The following is a 17,014-nucleotide window of genomic DNA, read 5'->3' on the forward strand; positions in this document are numbered from 1 at the left end:
TGGATTAAGTAGTTATATAATACGACAGCGAACTTAAGTTATTGTTGTTAACGATTCGCTTAATTATAAGGTTTAATAATGAATTGACGCCGAAAAAGACTTGATTGTGGAATATATATAAAAAAGACAAAAAACCTGCCTGAGCAGGGCAGACAGATTCATGACGAGGAAAGTAATGGCAATAGCTGTTTCGGACGTATGAGGTAGTTTAGCCATGACGCGACTTAGGCTATATCTACGTTTTGATATGCCAAATTTTCCTTCAATATTATTGCGAATTCTCTCGTCTTCTTGAGCTTGTTTCTTTAATTCTTGACTGACATTGGCTTTCGGTCTTCCTAAGGGAGGGCCACTGATTCTAATTCCTTTTTCTTTACAGAAGGATCGATTGGCTCGACTGCGATAGATTTTATCTACATGAACGGATTCTGGATAGAATCCTGTGTAGTTATAATAAGCTTCTATTTGAGCTTTTAAATCGACAGATTCATTAAAGTTATCCCAACTGATACGGTCTAAAAATACGTATCCATCTCTTACACTTGCCGATATTTTAGCTCCAAATTCTACGGCAACTCCCGCTTTGCCTCTAACTATTGGACGGATATGGGCTTGACTCACATTTACTATTCTATGCTCAATTCTATGAACTTTATTATTGTACATCCATTCTTGCTGACGATAGATTTCGCTAACTACCAACAGGCTCTTATATTCAGTACGACTCAATGCCCCAAGACTAGACCCTGCCTTAACTAGCGCGTCTATACTCCCCAAGTTTCTCTTATGTATTGCAGTGTTTTTTATGCTTTCCTATTTCTTTTCTGTTGTCTCTTTTCTTTGCTACTTTAAGTAATCTTTCTGGCTCTATTTCTATAAGTTTTTGGTTTTTATTTAGTTGATCCTTCAGGGGTTCATATAGACTGTCTATTATTTTTTCGGTTTTGACCCTAGCTTTATTTAATATCCCCAAATCATTGGGATAACTTATATCTCCTGGCACACAGCTTGCATCAACTATTAGTTGTCCTTTATTGGCTGACTCTCTTCTTTCTTGACTTTGGATTTCGGCACTTTTTTTTTAGCTTCTTCATCCGTCTCTGATTGACTTTTCTTCACCATTTTCTCATTTATTCGGTTGACTAGATTCACATTTATCCTTTCCCGGAATCTGGCCAATAGTGATGAGTCATAAGGAGCTTCGCTGCTGTAATGCCTTTGACCTATAAAGTATTGTAAGTAAGGGTTTTCTTTGATTTGTTCGACTGTCTCTCTATCACTTATTCCTAGTTTTTCTTTGATTATTAATGAACCCAGTGCTACCCTAAATGGTAGCGCTGGCGCTCCCATTTCCGCAGAAAAATTTTGGGCATATTCTTCTTCAAATTCCTCCCAAGGTACTAAAGAAGCCATGATTACCCAGCGGTTATCCTGTGATAACTTTCCTTCAAATGGTAGTTCAAAATCTTCGGCTTCCCTGGGGGCGTTCTCAACTTTTCGGTACATCTACCTGATCATGATGCAAGGATTTTGAGCAATTTTACCAGATTCATGAGCACCAAGTCAACTGTAAATACGGATCAAAGCATTGATGGTTAAGGGTTTCGGTCTTGTGCAGCAAGCCCTAATTAACAGGGGCTTATGTTAATGGTATAAGCTGTCACGCATTTAAATTTGGTATTAGCAGCGAGCAAGATGCAAAGCCTGCGGCATGGCTTCGCTTAACGCACTACAGGGATTTTGCCATTCTTGACATTAAGGTTTAAATGCCGAACAGCTTAAGAGGATGAGCTATCTTCCTTATTTGGGAGCATCCCGTTTTGGACAAAGCATTACCTCAAATAACGCAATTGTAAGGGTTTCAGCCCCATTCAAAGAGCCAACGTGCCAAATTGGGATGCTCCCCCTTATTTCCCCTACAAAATCGGTTTCAAGACTTCCCATGAAAAGTCAAAATACTCTTCCCCCCAGTTCCCCTTAACTGAGCAGTAGTCAAGCCCCAAATCCCTTACCTCGATTTACCGAGGGTAAACAGAGACAATTTTCAAGTTGTTTGTACAACTTATCATGGTCTAAATCCTGACCAATCAGCACCAATTGATTTTTCTTTTCCCCTTTCCACTGATCATCTTCAATATTAAACCGCTTACCACTGAGGTGGAAAATGTGGCGGTTTGGACTTTCATCAAACCAGAGAATTCCCTTAGCTCGGAAAATATTCGTTGTCAGTTGATTGTCCAGGAAATATTGAAACTTCCGGATGTTGAAGGGTTTATCACTCTGGAAGGAAATCGAGGTAAACCCATCATTTTCTAAGTGATGGGAGTGATCATGATCATGGTGATGGTGATGATCGTGATGTTCGTGATCGCAATCATGGTCATGGTGATGCTCATGATCGTGATGTTCATGGTCATGATCCGATGACTCATCAAAATACTGATCTGACTCAAACAATCCTACACTTAAAATCAGCGGTAATGGCACTTGGGATTGAGTGGTGCGAATAATCCTCGCCCCGTCTTTAATTTCGCGAATTCTTACCTCTAAGGCGTCTACATCACCTTCATCAACTAAATCGATTTTATTCAGCAGAATAATATCACCGTAAGCAATTTGGCTATATGCCGCTTCGCTATTGAATAGATCCAAACTGAAATTCTCACAGTCTACCACGGTAACGATGGAATCGAGGCGCGTCATGTCTCGCAGTTCGGTTCCTAGAAACGTGAGGGCGACGGGTAGGGGATCGGCTAATCCAGTGGTTTCCACCACCAGATAATCCACCTTGTCATCCCGTTCGAGTACCTTGTAGACGGCATTGACTAAATCTTCATTAATGGTGCAGCAAATACAACCATTACTCAGTTCCACCATGTCATCCCCGGTGGTAACAATGAGTTCATTATCAATGCCGATTTCGCCAAACTCATTGACTAAAACGGCAGTCTTGACACCTTCTTGGTTGCTCAAGATATGATTAAGCAGCGTCGTTTTGCCACTGCCGAGAAATCCGGTAATAATCGTGACAGGTAAGCCATGTTTCGGAGCGTCCAGGGTTGGGTCGGATACAGACTGAGTTGTGACTGATTGCATAAGGCGCTATGTTGAACTGTCTTTAAACGTCAGAATATAGGAAGATAACGTACAGGTGTGATTCAATAAGACATCAAGCTGTACGCTGGATATGCCAATCCTTTCCCATTATTGCGTATCTGTTCCCAACTGAGTTTACTGTTCTTTTGCCATGACCCTAACCCTGTACAATACACTGACTCGTCGCAAAGAACCGTTTTCCCCGATAGAGGCGGGTAAGGTGCGGATGTATTGCTGCGGCATCACCGCTTATGACTATTGCCATTTGGGTCATGCTAGAACCTGCATTATCTGGGATACTGCCCGTCGTTATCTACAATGGCGCGGCTATGATGTGAACTACGTACAGAATTTTACCGATATCGACGATAAAATCCTGAATCGGGCGCGACAAGAGGGAACCTCGATGGAGGCTGTCTCGGAACGCTTCATTCAGGCGTATTTTGAGGATATGGCGCGGCTGAATGTGGATGAGGCGGATGCCTATCCCCGGGCGACGCATTGCCTGGATGGGATTAAGCGGCTAATTTATGACCTAGAACAAAAAAATTACGCCTACCCCGCCGCTGGAGATGTTTACTATGCTGTGCGTCGTTTTGGTGAGTATGGCAAGTTGTCGGGACGAAAGTTAGAGGATTTACAAGCGGGGGCGAGTGGGCGAGTTGAGGTAGCGGATGCTGAGGCAGGCAAGAAAAAAGATGCCTTTGATTTTGCCCTGTGGAAGGGTTCTAAGCCCGGAGAACCCGCCTGGGAATCGCCTTGGGGGGCGGGACGCCCTGGCTGGCATATTGAGTGTTCTGCGATGATTCGGGACAATTTGGGGGACACGGTGGATATTCATGCGGGTGGATCAGATTTGGTGTTTCCCCACCACGAGAATGAAATTGCCCAATCAGAAGCGGTGACGGGTCAACCCTTGGCGCGTTACTGGTTACATACGGGGATGGTGATTGTGAATGGGGAGAAGATGTCGAAATCCCTGGGGAATTTTATCACGATTCGGGATTTACTCGATCGCGCGACTGATCCGATGGCAGTACGGTTGTTTGTCCTCCAGGCACAGTATCGCAAACCCTTAGATTTTACCGATGAGGCGTTGGCGGCAGCGACGAATGGGTGGCATACGTTGAAAGATGGATTGCTGTTTGGGGATCAGTATGGTGAACAACTGGGGTGGCAAGACTCAGATAAACGGCAAACTGCTGTTTTAGAACGCTTCCAAGCTGCTGTTGATGATGATTTCAATTTTGCTGAAGGGTTAGCTGTATTATTTGAACTGGCAAAAGACTTGGGGCGTGAGGGGAATATTTTAGTGCATGAAGGGAAAACCCGGACATCGCCCCAGGAATTAGAGGCACAATGGCAGACATTGGTGGAATTGGCGCAGGTGTTTGGACTTGAGGTGCAAGGGGAGGAAATTAGTCAGGAATCGACAAGTGGGTTAAGTGATGCAGAAATTGAAGCGCTGATTCAGCAACGTAGTTCGGCGCGGAAACGGAAGGATTTTGAAATGAGCGATCGCATTCGGGATGAACTCAAAGCCCAAGGGATTACGCTGATTGATCAATCGGGTGGTGTGACTCGTTGGCATCGCAATTGAATGTTCACGAGGCGATTGAAATCGCTGCTACACAAACTTTCGTCCGCCTGCGCGGACTGGGTTATATAGCAGTAGACACATCGATTAGGACTTTCGGCACCATTGTAGAGACGCGCCATGGCGCGTCTCTACATAAATGATGTGTCCTAACCGCTATGGCGGTTGCTATAATACCGAATCCGTCATACATAACCCTTTTATGTCCAGATTGTAGAGACGTTGCATGCAACGTCTCTACAGGGTTTTTGCGATTTAATCTAAAAGGGGTAGTTAACCCGGATTTGGTATAACGGGGATAATGTTTGGTATCACCTGTCCGTAGCTAGAATTGACACTCACCGTCCTAAAGGAGTGGTGATTCTTGGGCTGATCTTGCCTCCGGTTTTTCGTCTCACGAATGAGATAATCTGCCATTGGTCTTACAGAGCATAACTTGAGCCTTTCAGCTCACTCCTCAAGCTTGAATTCCCGTGTGTCCCACGGTATTATGTATCGAGATTTATCGAATTCTCGCTCTAACGTCTCTCACTTTACAAGATTTAGGATTTGGAGCTACCAGGGTTCCGGATACAAGAGATAATCCGCGCTTACCAACTCTGCTTTTTATGTGTGTTTATACTGTTAGTATACATTTTGTTGGTCGTTCCGTCAAAACATTTTTAAATGTCCCCCTAAAAGGGGATGCTTTAGACCCAAATTTCCGGTAATCTGTTTTGGCTAAATCTGTTCAAAACGCTGAAAACTGACCTGATGAAAATCCTACTTAACGGTTCACGTCGATTAAGCCTTGTCGTATTTGCTACTGGATTTCTTTTCCTAGCTAGTCCTCACCGGAGTGTCGCCCAAGACGAGATGGTTCCTATTCCCGCTGATGCGAATTCCTCCCTGAGAAGTAATCCCGATAGTGAAGTCTATTTTGCCGATATTTTAGTTAGAGGTAGACCTGTATTCCAAATGGGTAGCTTGGCGGATTTGGGCGCAAGAGAACGGGCAAAAATTATTAATCGGCGGGTTAACAGTCTTTTGGCACAATCAGAAACTTTAGGACAGGTAACTGTTAAACCGGATGACCCTCGTCAAGTGGCAACGTTGCGATTGAATAACCGAGTATTAATGACGGTTACTCAGCAAGATGCCCAAGACTTTGGTTTGTCTGTGGAAGCTTTAGCCGAGAGATGGGCAGAACAATTGAATCTGGCAATAAAAAAACCGCCCTTAGCGATTGATGTGGGACAGCGTCTCTATGGAACAGTGCGGCAACTTTTACGGGATATTATAACAAATCTCCCTTCTTTATTAGGGGCGATGGTTATGGTGGGGATTACCTGGGGAGTGGCGAAAGGAGTGCGATTTATTGGCTTTAGTTGGGCGCAACGGACAGAAGGCGATCGCAGTACGGAAATTCTGATTGGACGCTTGGGTTATGGTGGCGTCTGGGTACTGGGTTCAATCATTACTCTAGGTGTTTTGGGTTTAAATTTTGGGGCGTTATTAGGGGCATTAGGACTCACCAGTGTGGCGATTGGTTTCAGTCTTAAAGATGTCTTGAGTAATTATATCTCTGGGGTAATTTTACTTGCGGCTCGACCCTTTGGTATTAATGATCAGGTGGTAATTAGTGATTATGAGGGGACGATTACGCAGATTAACCTCCGGGCAACGACGATGAGAACCTATGATGGGCGGTTAGTTTATATTCCGAATCAGGAAGTATTCTCTGCCAGTATTATTAATAATACGGCTTCGCCGCGCCGTCGTAGTTCGGTCACAGTTGGTATTGACTATGATGCCGATATTACTCAGGCAAAACAAGTGATTCAAAATGCTCTCACTTCACTTTCTGGAATAGAAAAAGAACCGCCTCCAGAAATTTTGGTAATGGAATTAGCGGCGAGTACGGTGAATCTGGAAGTGCGGTTTTGGGTGGATTCGCGGCGATTAGGGTTTTTGACGATGACATCTCAAGTCTGTCAACGTATAAAAGAAGCACTGCAAGCGGCAGATATTGAGATGCCGACTGATATCTATACTTTGCTGTTCCGTAATTCTCCTTTACCAACGGATACAACAGGAAATTCTCAATCTGATAATTCGGATTCCGAGTTAGTTCTTCCTCATCAAAACTCAGCCAATGGATAAAGTGTTAAGCTGAACAAAACGCGAAGCATCCTTTGGTCTCCCCCTTTTTAAGGGGGACGGAAGGGGGATCTGAAGGGGGACTTTGATCTACTGTACTTTATTACAGCGCAAAGAGCTGTATACCGTAGGGTGGGTTTCGACTTCGCTCAACCCACCAGCTTTAATTCAGTGGCATTCTACCTAAGACAGTCTTAAGAAAAGCTTTTTTTTCCATATTTTAGAGACGCTATATGTCATGTCTATCGTTAATTTAAAATTTTTATTTTTTATAGAAAAACAATATAATCAAGTTTTTTTAATCCAACTTACGGTAGAGAGGTTACTCCGCTATTGCTGTACTCAAGAGAGACGTAACCTCTTCAATACCGAGATAGAATAGTTAATAGAAATTGCTAAGTTTTAGAAACGAATATGCATACACCACCAAACCTAACCTTATACGAGAAGCTAGGCGGACAGCCAGTTGTTGCTCAAATTGTAGATGATTTTTACCAACGTGTGTTAGCAGATGATACCGTCAGTCACTTTTTTGCTAACACCGATATGGAAAAGCAACGGCGTCATCAAACCGCTTTTGTTTCCCATGCGTTGGGGGGTCCCAATCAATACACTGGACGCTCAATGGAAAAAGCCCACGCTGGATTAGACTTACAACCGGAACATTTTGATGCAATTGCCAAGCACTTGGGTGAGTCACTGGATGAGTATGGACTTACCCAAGAGGAAATCAACAGCGTACTTGAGCGCATCTCAACATTGAAAGAGGCGGTTTTGTACAAGTAATCGTAATTGAATCACTGAATTCAAGGGGTTGACCGAAATAATTTATAATATCTCAAAACAGGCAAGTTGCACCGTAAATTGACTGGCTTTACACTAACAGCACAACCTCAAAAAATAGCCAAGCAAGACGTGCAGCAGGGAAAAGGAATATTGCGGATTTTGCCGTTTTTAAAGTCATCACGGAAAAGCTTAATCAGATGACTTGTGATATAAAATGTCGCCAACCACTCGGAACCGCTTTCCCCGCATAAATTGGTGTGGAAAGGTTATGGCTGTTCGCTTGCGCGATCGCAGTATAGGGTGGAAAATTACCTGTGTAGTACAGGAGGTAAAGTCCTGCACCTGTAAATGTCTCTGATGGCGGTAAGCTGTAATGCATTTAAATTGTGTATTAGTAGCGAGCAAGATGCTTGATGTAGCGAGCAAGATGCTTGATGTAGCGAGCAAGATGCTTGATGTAGCGAGCAAGATGCTTGATGTAGCGAGCAAGATGCTCGCACTACGGCAAGGATGGTGCCATTAATTGATATTAAGGTTTAAATGCCGAACAGCTAAATGAAGGATCAACCTTTGAGTTTACGTTGCCTTTATCCTGTCCTGGCGATTAATTTTAATGTAGGGGCGACCCGCTTGCACCAATTGACAATATTATTCACTCAATTTGATCGGGTCGCCCTTGACTCAATTTTTGGGGTGTATCCTGCAATATTATGGGTGAATATCATGGGCGCACGCCATGCGCCCCTACGGTTTCTTGTAATGAGTTGAGTACAATTACTTGAAGCTTTGGTTCTCAGGCAAAGTGGTGGGTATGGGGTGGTGGATGGAGTATAGGTGTTTGAGTGCAGTTTGAGTGATAGTTGGTATGCCAGTTTACGATCGCGTCTGGGGTCTGCATCCGGTGAGTAAGCTAGATTAGGATGGATGGCACTGAAAATTGGCAGGGCGCGATCGCTAAAACCTTGGATATGCCGTAGGGTGGGTTTCGACTTCGCAAGAACCCACCAGACTTAAGGAGCGTGACATTCAGATAGCCAATTTCGTCTCAGAATTGGTAATTAACGCTAAAATGAAACCCATCGTCTTGAAGATTATCGCCGCGATCGTCTAAATCAACTAACGGCAAACCATAATCTAATCTGAGGTTCAGATTTCTTACGGGTTCGTAAAGAATACCCGAACCAATACTGGCTAGAAATTTTTGGTCGGGTAAATCATTAGGATTGTCACCTTGGTTCCAGACATACCCTATGTCGGCAAATGGAATTAACAGAAGAATTGACTCTCCTCTATCATTGCGAGATAGGGTAATTCTATCCTCTACCGAAAGACGCAAGCCGTTATCACCATTACGGACACTTTCTCGATACCCTCTGACCGAGTAAAATCCACCAATAACAAACTGTTCAGACGGTAATAAAGGATCAGGAGTTAACTGAACGCTCGCTTGAGTAACAAGCGTATGATTGTCACTTAAACGCTGCACTCTTTGCACCTGACCATTCCAGCTAAAGAAAGCGCTATCTGGAATTGGCTCTGGATTAGACGTGGCATCAAATAGAGTGGTGCCAATATTGAACAAAGAGCGTAGTATCCAGGCACCGTTAGCATCACGGCGAATATAATCCTGCCCAAATCTGAACACGCTAGTACGACTCACACCATCTTCATCGGGTCCAAAACCAAAGGGTGTAGGAATATCATCGAATGTAAAGGTCTGACCATCTTCAAAGCTAAATGCGAGGGAAAGCGCAAACTCTTCTGTTGGAGTACGAATCAGGGGTTGTCGGAAGCTAAGTTCATAGAATTGTGAATCACCTTCAATGCCAAGGTCATCGAAGGGATCTTCCGTGATTTCAGTCCAGTTGAATTGGGTGCGTAGTTGAATCGTGCCTTCCATGGGATTAACGGGTATTTGATAGAAGGCATCAATTAAATCAGAACCTCCTGTCGTACTTACGAAATATGACGCAAAGAAATTATCACCATACCCGGTTAGGTTCCGGTAGCCTGCACCTATTCCGAACCGCTCTGACCCCAAGCTCGGAGGCGAGTAATTGTCGAAGCTGGCAAATCCATAGAACGGATTTGCCTCATCCACTTCAATAGCTAAAATACTTTGTCCCAAATCTGTCCCCGGTTGCAGAGTCGCGCTGAGGGTATCAAATAACGGATTTTGACGCAGCAGGCGGAGTTGATCTTCAAGTTTAAAAGCATTGAGAGGAGTATCAACACCCAACCTCACTCGACTACTAATGTAATCAGACTTAACTCGTTGATTTCCTTCAATTTGAATCTCTTCCAGGCTGCCTTCAATCACTTGAATCTGGACAACACCATCGACAACTTCTTGCTGGGGTACAATTGCCCGTGAGGTCAAATAGCCTTCGTCTTGATAAAGGCGAGTAATTGCATCAGCAGCAGCCCTCAATTCCGCTACTGTTACTGTTCGCCCTTCTAAAGGTTGTGTGAACTCCTGCCAATCTTCAGAGGTGTAAATCGTACTGCCAGTGACTTCAATCGCAGTCACTTCTACTTCCGCTTCAAAAACGTCTGGACGAATCGGCTCGGTTTCATTTTCGGACGGCGGTAGGACAGGTTCTTCCTCCTGTGGATCTGTTAATTCAGGCTCAGGTAAGGGTTGTGGAAACCGATCCTGATTGGGGTCAGATACTTGGGCAATATCTAAAAGCTGCTCTGGCAATTCCTCCGTGTTGCCAGCTATCGTTTCGATATCTTTGAGGTCATCTGCACTAAACGAAATTTCTGCTAATGCCTCACCAGCGTTCAATTGTCCTAAGAGAATAATCCAAGAAGCCAGGTAACTAAACTTACGGTATTTAACACCCATATTCACTCACACCACACATTATTGCACACCAAAACTCTAGCCATTCATCTTTAACTCTCATGAGCATCTAAGATGAAAGCTAATTTTTTCAGGTAACAGTCGTTCTACAATTGAATAGTCACTGACTTAAGCGTTTGTAGTAAGCGCTTTAGCGCTTGAGGCACTAAAGTGCCGACTACGAACCCATCTTATTTCAGTGGTATTCGTTCTACAATTCGTGATCAAGAATCGCTCTCAGCAATTCTTTGTTCAATGTATTCCTCGTAAGGTAATCGTTGTTCGGGTCTCAAAATTTCCCGGATAGCCATTCGTCGCTCAAACTGTAACTCAGAAACTTGCCGACGCAGGGACTCAACTTCTTCGTACTTCTTCCTCACTTCAGATTCTGAAGCATCTTCACTCCTAATTAATACTTCTAACTCTTCTTGTGCCTGATTCCACGCCGGGTAAAGCTCATCGAGTTTAGGACTAAACTGCCGATCAACTTGGTAAAGCTGAGCTATCTGCTCATCTGTTAAACCTAGCTGAAGAATGATAGTTTCTACTTCTCCATCTGTCTGAGCATAAATTCGTTCATTGAACATAGAATGCCTACTTGCATTCATCTCAGAGTTGAAGTCATCTGAAGTCGGTAATGCATTAGCTGTTCCAACTACTGAGAGCATCAGAAAAACTGATAGAATGGTTGATTTGGAGAACATTTACGCTCCTTATTTCTACAGGTATTCCAGTACAAGTGAATGTGATCAAGCATAGTCTGAATCTAATACCCGCTATCGAGTAATATCTCACCTAGCGTTTGAGTATGGAACCCGCTTGACTCAATTTCCCTAGCAGACCTTATTGCATCCCAAGCGCTAAACTCTTGGAAAGCGTTATTCCAAGTAATTTCAGACCGTGCATATGCATTCCACATGTGAAGATTATTAGCGCTAAATCGACCCACCCCTGGGATATCTATGCTGAAAGATGTGTCAATATTTGACCCTGCATAGCCGTTGTTCCGTGAGCCTGTCGAGCCAATATTGACAATAGCTCCGTTGACATTAACTGTCGAGCCGCCGCCAGGAGTTTCGCCCCCACCGGGAGTGTCACCGCCACCAGGAATTACACCACCACCGGGAGTGTCACCACCACCGGGAGTCCCGCCCCCAGGAGTTTCGCTGCCATCAGTAGGAACGCCACCCACAATTTCATAGAAAGACAGGTTTCCTTGAGGCTGAACAACACCATTAACAGTGATTGTTCCATCTAGAGGGTCAGGAGGTATGGATGAACCGACTAAAGATTCAGCATCAATGTTCTCGAAACTCAAACTATTACCAGGACTTACTGAAATTTCTACATCCCCTGGATTGTTTACAAGACCAGCAGTGATGTTTCCAAAACTAAGACCACCACTAGTAGTTGTTAGGCTAATTGAACCGCCAGATGTGCTGATGTCGTATAGTGCTAAAGAGTCCAGAGCAATGCTTCCAGAGGTGATATATATGTCTCTCCCATTGGTAATAATGCTGCTGTCAGAAACGAATGTTCCGTTTGCTTCAAATGTGATTGATCCTGAGCCAGCTTGAAAAGCTAGAAACCCGTCTGACATCTGCTCAATCGTGATCGAATTAGTCGCTTGAATCGTGACATTGGTATTCCCAGCTAAACTCTCAATCTGTGCTTCAGAAATCTCCGTTGGTCCAGCATCTTCAAAAAGCACATCCCCATCAAAGCCACCCACAGTTCCCCCAGCCGTAATCGTAATGTCAGCAGGATCAAACAGTAACGTACCAGGCGCTCCATTTGGGGCATTGGTGTTGACATTCCCTGTAAAGTTCAGGCTTTCTAAGCCCGACACTTCCACAAACCCACCATCGCCAGAGTTGATACCACCACGAGCGCTAATGTCTCCGGCAAACTGGGTGGTGCCATCCGCCCATAGAATCACCTGACCGCCATCGCCATCACTTAGGGCATCTGCCCGAATCACCGACCCGTCATCCACAACGGTGTATTGCGCCGTCGGTAAATCTCCGCCCCCTTGCAAATCTCCCCCGACAAAAACTTCACCGCCACTCGTCCCGGAGACATTAACTGTGGCATCTAACAGGGCTACCTGTTCACCGAGGATTTGCACAGTGCCGCCGGGAGCCGTATCATTCGCCGCGTTAATCTCACCGCTCACAATCGCGGTTCCCGGTTCATCTGGAATCATCGTCTGGGAATCTGTCAACCACACTCGACCTTGTTCATCCACTTGAATAGTCGAGGCAATGTCAGCATTCCCACCCGTCACCAGTTCTGGCAAACTCGCGGCAATGGGTTGGTCGGCGGGTACCTGCGCTAGTTCATCAGCATTCATCGCCAATCCTAGCACCATGCCATCTTGACTAATCCGAACTTGCTGGCTGTCGGGTACGGCAACTACCGTAATTGTGCCGCCAGGAGCTGTTAGCGTCCCTGTATTAACAACGGTACTCCCCACCAAGGCAAGATTATTGCCTGCCTGGACTTCCAAATCACCTGTATTGACGATAGAACCAGAGGTTCCGGTGACCAAAGAAAAGCTCTGGGGTGTTCCCGCTAGCGCTTGGTAATTAACCTCTCCAAAAGCGCTGAATTGCCCTGTCGCAAAATCGATGCTGCTTGCAGTAGTTGCAGCGAAAGACCCCGGCACATTGAGTTGGGCGTTCGGTCCGAAAACAATTCCTGCTGGATTCATCAGATAGAGGTTAGCAGCCCCACCACTCACCTGTAGCAATCCATCAATTTGAGAAGGGCTGCGACCAACTACACGACCTAGAACGTTGCGAATCTCAGGGTTAGAAAGAAAGTTGGCAATTTCCTGCTGGGTCAGACCGAAAGACTCAAAGCTGTGAAACAGATTTTGTCCGTCTCCAGAGAGCATTCCGCCAGTGATGTTGTAGGTTTGACCATCAATAGTAACGACTGTACCTGTGCCATCAGTGGCGGGTGTGATGCTCTGCGCGTAAGCATCTCCAGAGATTAGCAACAGAGAAACCGTACATGAAGTGGCGAAAACCCTATTCAGTTTCCTTGCTCTAAAAACCATTAAGAAATAACCTCAATAAAGCCTATTTAGATTACTCAATAAAGCTAGACAATAGAAAGTATTTGCCCAGCATAATTTTTAGGATTTTCCCTGATTCTAACAGCTTATTGATTATTTGAAAACCATGGCAAAAAAAAACATAGCAAACCTGCTCCTGAATCAGCATCCAGAAACAGTCTCACAGTTATTGGGAAGAGGATGTGATCGCAATCATTCTGAAAATTTCAAGCGATCACAGCAAGTACCTGGACATAAATTATTGCCGCTGTACTAAGAAATGTTAACAAGCTTCAAATGCTTACTGTTGTCTGTTGTCTGTTGTCTATTGCCTTGTCCTCATGGTTAACGTTAATTCTGTCAGACTACTTAGAATCGTTTGTTGTAAGCGATACCAGCGCTTATGGCACGCTTTGTGCAACTCCAAACCTGCAAAATTGGCTCTAGCGGGATATAATAAAGAGTTCGAGATAAATGCCTTAGCCCAGAATTAGGAGTCTACTCGCCCGTGGTTGTACAAGTCGCCAATAGCATCTACGAAACCCAAACCATCGAAATTGCCAAACAGCTTCTCGACGCCACTCGGCAAAAACGCTCCTTTTTTGCCAATATTCGCGACAATATGCGCTGGGATGATAAACTCCTAGCTTGGGCGATGAGTAATCCGGGTTTGCGAGTACAGCTTTTTCGCTTCATTGATGCCTTACCCGCCCTCCAGAGTAAAACTGAGATTGCCCGTCATTTACAAGACTATTTAGGGGATGAGTCGGTGGAACTTCCCGCCGCCCTGAAAAATTTACTCAATTTTGCGAATCCTGACTCCATGCCGGGACAGTTGGCGGCGTCAACAGTATCCACGGCGGTGGAAACCCTAGCGAATAAGTATATCGCTGGGGCAACAATTAAGCAGGTAATGAAGACAATTGAACGCCTGCGGAAGGATAAGATGGCATTTACCCTAGATTTACTCGGGGAAGCCGTGATTACCGAAACCGAAGCCCAGTCTTATCTGGAACGCTATCTGGATTTGATGGAACAGTTGACTCAGGAGGCGAAAAGTTGGTCAACGATGCCGCAAATTGACCAGGCTGATGGGGAAGATTTACCACGAGTTCAAGTCTCGGTCAAGTTAACCGCATTTTATTCCCAATTTGACCCCCTAGATCCAGAAGGTAGCAAAAAACGAGTGTGCGATCGCATCCGGATTCTGTTACGTCGTGCTAAGGAATTGGGGGCGGCGGTTCATTTTGATATGGAACAGTATGTCTATAAGGACATGACTCTGGGCATTCTCAAAGAATTGTTGATGGAAAACGAATTCCGCGATCGCACGGATTTAGGCATTACCCTACAAGCCTATCTACGCGATAGTAAAGGGGATTTAAACGATATTATCACCTGGGCAAAAGAACGGGGCAATCCCCTAACCGTGCGTCTGGTTAAAGGGGCATATTGGGATCAGGAAACGATTAAATCCTTACAAAACCATTGGCAACAACCCGTATATAACCAAAAAAGCGCCACCGATGCCAATTTCGAGGCGATGACTCAGCTATTGCTAGAAAATCACCAGTATCTCTATGCTGCCATCGGATCACATAACGTGCGATCGCAAGCCAAAGCCATGGCGATTGCGGAACAGTTGAATATTCCCCGTCGCCGCTTCGAGATGCAAGTTCTCTACGGAATGGGGGATCAACTGGCAAAAGCCTTAGTAAAACGGGGACATCGGGTGCGGGTTTATGCACCTTATGGAGAACTCTTACCCGGAATGGCATATCTGATTCGTCGCTTACTAGAAAATACCGCCAATAGTTCCTTCCTGCGCCAAAGTTTAGAAGAACGCCCGGTTGAGGAATTAATCGCCCCGCCTGTGGTTGCTGAAGAACCTGTAGAGACGCGCCATGGCGCGTCTCTACCATTCGCCAATGCGCCGGATACCGATTACGCCCAAGCCGACGCCAGAGAAAAAGCCCAAACCGCCTTACAACAGGTGCGCCAACAACTAGGGAAAACCTACTATCCGTTCATTAATGGCGACTATCAACCCACCACCGAAACCGTTGATTCCGTTAATCCCTCCAACCCCAGTGAAATTATCGGTAAAGTGGGATTACTCTCCATCGACCAAGCCGAAACTGCCTTAAACGCCGCCAAAGCCGCCTTTCCCGGATGGCGTCGCACCCCGGTTAAACAACGGGCGGATATTCTGCGTCAAGCAGCGGAATTAATGGAAGGGCGCCGGGAAGAACTTTCGGCTTGGATATGCTTAGAAGTCGGCAAAGCCTTACGGGAAGCCGATGGAGAAGTCTCCGAAGCCATCGACTTTTGCCGTTACTATGCATCAGAAATGGAACGGCTAGAGGGCGGCTATATCTATGATGTGGCTGGGGAAACCAATCGCTATGTCTACCAACCCAGAGGAATTGCGGTGGTGATTTCGCCCTGGAATTTCCCCTTGGCGATTGCGACGGGAATGACGGTAGCGGCGTTAGTCGCGGGAAATTGTACCCTCCTCAAACCTGCTGAAACCTCATCCGTGATTGCGGCGAAACTGGCAGAAATTTTAGTCGAAGCCGGAATTCCGAAGGGAGTGTTTCAATATGTCCCTGGTAAGGGTTCCCAGGTGGGGGCGTATATGGTGAAGCATCCAGATACCCATTTAATCGCCTTCACGGGTTCTCAGGAAGTGGGATGTCGGATTTACGCCGATGCTGCAATCGTTCAACCCAGTCAAACGCACCTGAAACGGGTAATTGCTGAGATGGGGGGTAAGAATGGGATTATTGTGGATGAAAGTGCGGATTTAGATCAAGCCGTAGCGGGCGTGGTGAAGTCGGCATTTGGGTATAGTGGTCAAAAATGCTCCGCCTGTTCACGGGTAATCGTTCTCGACCCTATCTATAATACCTTTGTCGAACGATTAATTGAAGCCACGCGATCGCTCAATATTGGGGCGGCGGAATTACCCAGTACCCAAGTTGGTCCAGTGATTGATGCGACTGCCAGAAATCGGATTCAGGACTATATTGAAAAAGGGCGACAAGAGGCAGAAATTGCGGTGGAATGTGAAGTCCCGGAAACGGGTTATTTTGTCAGTCCCACGATTTTTACCAACGTTTCACCGGATGCCAAAATTGCCCAAGCGGAAATCTTTGGTCCTGTGGTAGCGGTGATTCGGGTTAAAGATTTTCCAGACGCCCTGGCTGTGGCAAATGGAACTAAATATGCCCTGACGGGAGGATTATATTCTCGCACACCGTCCCATATTGATCAGGCATCTACCGAGTTTGAAGTTGGCAATCTCTATATTAACCGCACGATTACCGGGGCAATTGTTTCGCGCCAACCCTTTGGTGGGTTTAAACTATCAGGGGTAGGGTCTAAGGCGGGAGGACCCGATTATTTACTCCAATTCTTAGAACCGCGCACGATTACGGAAAATATTCAGCGTCAGGGGTTTGCCCCGATTGAAGGAGTTGATTGA

10 protein-coding genes and 1 pseudogene are annotated in these 17,014 nt (G+C 45.4%); 4 read left to right on the forward strand and 7 right to left on the reverse strand.

What is annotated here, in order from left to right; genetic code table 11:
* Positions 1-72: 72 nt before the first annotated feature.
* Positions 73-1,506, reverse strand: a pseudogene (locus MC7420_RS37900) (IS5 family transposase).
* Positions 1,507-1,992: 486 nt separating this feature from the next.
* The gene (locus MC7420_RS08705; RefSeq protein ID WP_006099940.1) at positions 1,993-3,096 is read right to left on the reverse strand and encodes a CobW family GTP-binding protein; all 1,104 of its coding nucleotides are present in this window, start codon (positions 3,094-3,096) and stop codon (positions 1,993-1,995) included.
* 151 nt (positions 3,097-3,247) lie between these two features.
* On the opposite strand from MC7420_RS08705, the gene cysS reads away from it, so the two are divergent.
* Complete coding sequence (gene cysS / locus MC7420_RS08710) at positions 3,248-4,696, forward strand: cysteine--tRNA ligase (protein WP_006099805.1); 1,449 nt, start codon at positions 3,248-3,250, stop codon at positions 4,694-4,696.
* On the opposite strand, the gene MC7420_RS39380 is transcribed toward cysS, so the two are convergent.
* A complete protein-coding gene (locus MC7420_RS39380) occupies positions 4,660-4,815 on the reverse strand; it encodes a hypothetical protein (protein ID WP_157453089.1) in 156 nt (51 codons plus the stop codon). The genes cysS and MC7420_RS39380 overlap by 37 nt on opposite strands.
* 631 nt (positions 4,816-5,446) lie before the next feature.
* Between MC7420_RS39380 and MC7420_RS08715 the strand changes: the two genes are divergently transcribed.
* Both MC7420_RS08715 and MC7420_RS08720 read left to right on the forward strand, forming a co-directional pair.
* Positions 5,447-6,835: a mechanosensitive ion channel family protein gene (locus MC7420_RS08715; RefSeq protein WP_006099806.1), complete on the forward strand. Its 1,389-nt coding sequence runs from the start codon at positions 5,447-5,449 to the stop codon at positions 6,833-6,835.
* Positions 6,836-7,246: 411 nt separating this feature from the next.
* Positions 7,247-7,618 (forward strand): group I truncated hemoglobin, encoded by a 372-nt coding sequence (locus MC7420_RS08720; RefSeq protein WP_006099886.1) that lies wholly within the window; start codon positions 7,247-7,249, stop codon positions 7,616-7,618.
* Positions 7,619-7,811: 193 nt separating this feature from the next.
* Here the strand turns inward: MC7420_RS08720 and MC7420_RS36695 are convergent, their stop codons facing one another.
* From MC7420_RS36695 to MC7420_RS08740, 4 genes are all read right to left on the reverse strand, one after another.
* Positions 7,812-7,997 carry an Eco29kI family restriction endonuclease gene (locus MC7420_RS36695; protein ID WP_006099796.1) on the reverse strand — a complete coding sequence of 62 codons (186 nt, stop codon included), beginning with the start codon at positions 7,995-7,997 and terminating at the stop codon, positions 7,812-7,814.
* 666 nt (positions 7,998-8,663) lie between these two features.
* Complete coding sequence (locus tag MC7420_RS08730) at positions 8,664-10,469, reverse strand: ShlB/FhaC/HecB family hemolysin secretion/activation protein (protein ID WP_006099917.1); 1,806 nt, start codon at positions 10,467-10,469, stop codon at positions 8,664-8,666.
* Between the two features lie 221 nt (positions 10,470-10,690).
* Positions 10,691-11,053 (reverse strand): Spy/CpxP family protein refolding chaperone, encoded by a 363-nt coding sequence (locus MC7420_RS08735; RefSeq protein WP_006099911.1) that lies wholly within the window; start codon positions 11,051-11,053, stop codon positions 10,691-10,693.
* Between the two features lie 179 nt (positions 11,054-11,232).
* Positions 11,233-13,530 (reverse strand): two-partner secretion domain-containing protein, encoded by a 2,298-nt coding sequence (locus tag MC7420_RS08740; RefSeq protein ID WP_083798954.1) that lies wholly within the window; start codon positions 13,528-13,530, stop codon positions 11,233-11,235.
* Positions 13,531-14,035: 505 nt separating this feature from the next.
* On the opposite strand from MC7420_RS08740, the gene pruA reads away from it, so the two are divergent.
* Entirely contained in the window at positions 14,036-17,014 is a 2,979-nt protein-coding gene (pruA, locus tag MC7420_RS08745; RefSeq protein ID WP_006099685.1) for an L-glutamate gamma-semialdehyde dehydrogenase, read from the forward strand.

The organism is Coleofasciculus chthonoplastes PCC 7420, assembly GCF_000155555.1.
In the GTDB taxonomy this organism is placed as follows: Bacteria; Cyanobacteriota; Cyanobacteriia; order Cyanobacteriales; family Coleofasciculaceae; genus Coleofasciculus; species Coleofasciculus chthonoplastes_A.

Bases quoted from the DNA above. Each gene is read 5' to 3' on its own strand.
- MC7420_RS08705 (WP_006099940.1), bottom strand. From the start codon at position 3,096: ATGCAATCAGTCACAACTCAGTCTGTATCCGACCCAACCCTGGACGCT.
- MC7420_RS08740 (WP_083798954.1), bottom strand. From the start codon at position 13,530: ATGGTTTTTAGAGCAAGGAAACTGAATAGGGTTTTCGCCACTTCATGT.
- MC7420_RS08730 (WP_006099917.1), bottom strand. From the start codon at position 10,469: ATGGGTGTTAAATACCGTAAGTTTAGTTACCTGGCTTCTTGGATTATT.
- MC7420_RS39380 (WP_157453089.1), bottom strand. From the start codon at position 4,815: ATGGCGCGTCTCTACAATGGTGCCGAAAGTCCTAATCGATGTGTCTAC.
- MC7420_RS36695 (WP_006099796.1), bottom strand. From the start codon at position 7,997: ATGCATTACAGCTTACCGCCATCAGAGACATTTACAGGTGCAGGACTT.
- cysS (WP_006099805.1), top strand. From the start codon at position 3,248: ATGACCCTAACCCTGTACAATACACTGACTCGTCGCAAAGAACCGTTT.
- MC7420_RS08715 (WP_006099806.1), top strand. From the start codon at position 5,447: ATGAAAATCCTACTTAACGGTTCACGTCGATTAAGCCTTGTCGTATTT.
- MC7420_RS08720 (WP_006099886.1), top strand. From the start codon at position 7,247: ATGCATACACCACCAAACCTAACCTTATACGAGAAGCTAGGCGGACAG.
- MC7420_RS08735 (WP_006099911.1), bottom strand. From the start codon at position 11,053: ATGTTCAATGAACGAATTTATGCTCAGACAGATGGAGAAGTAGAAACT.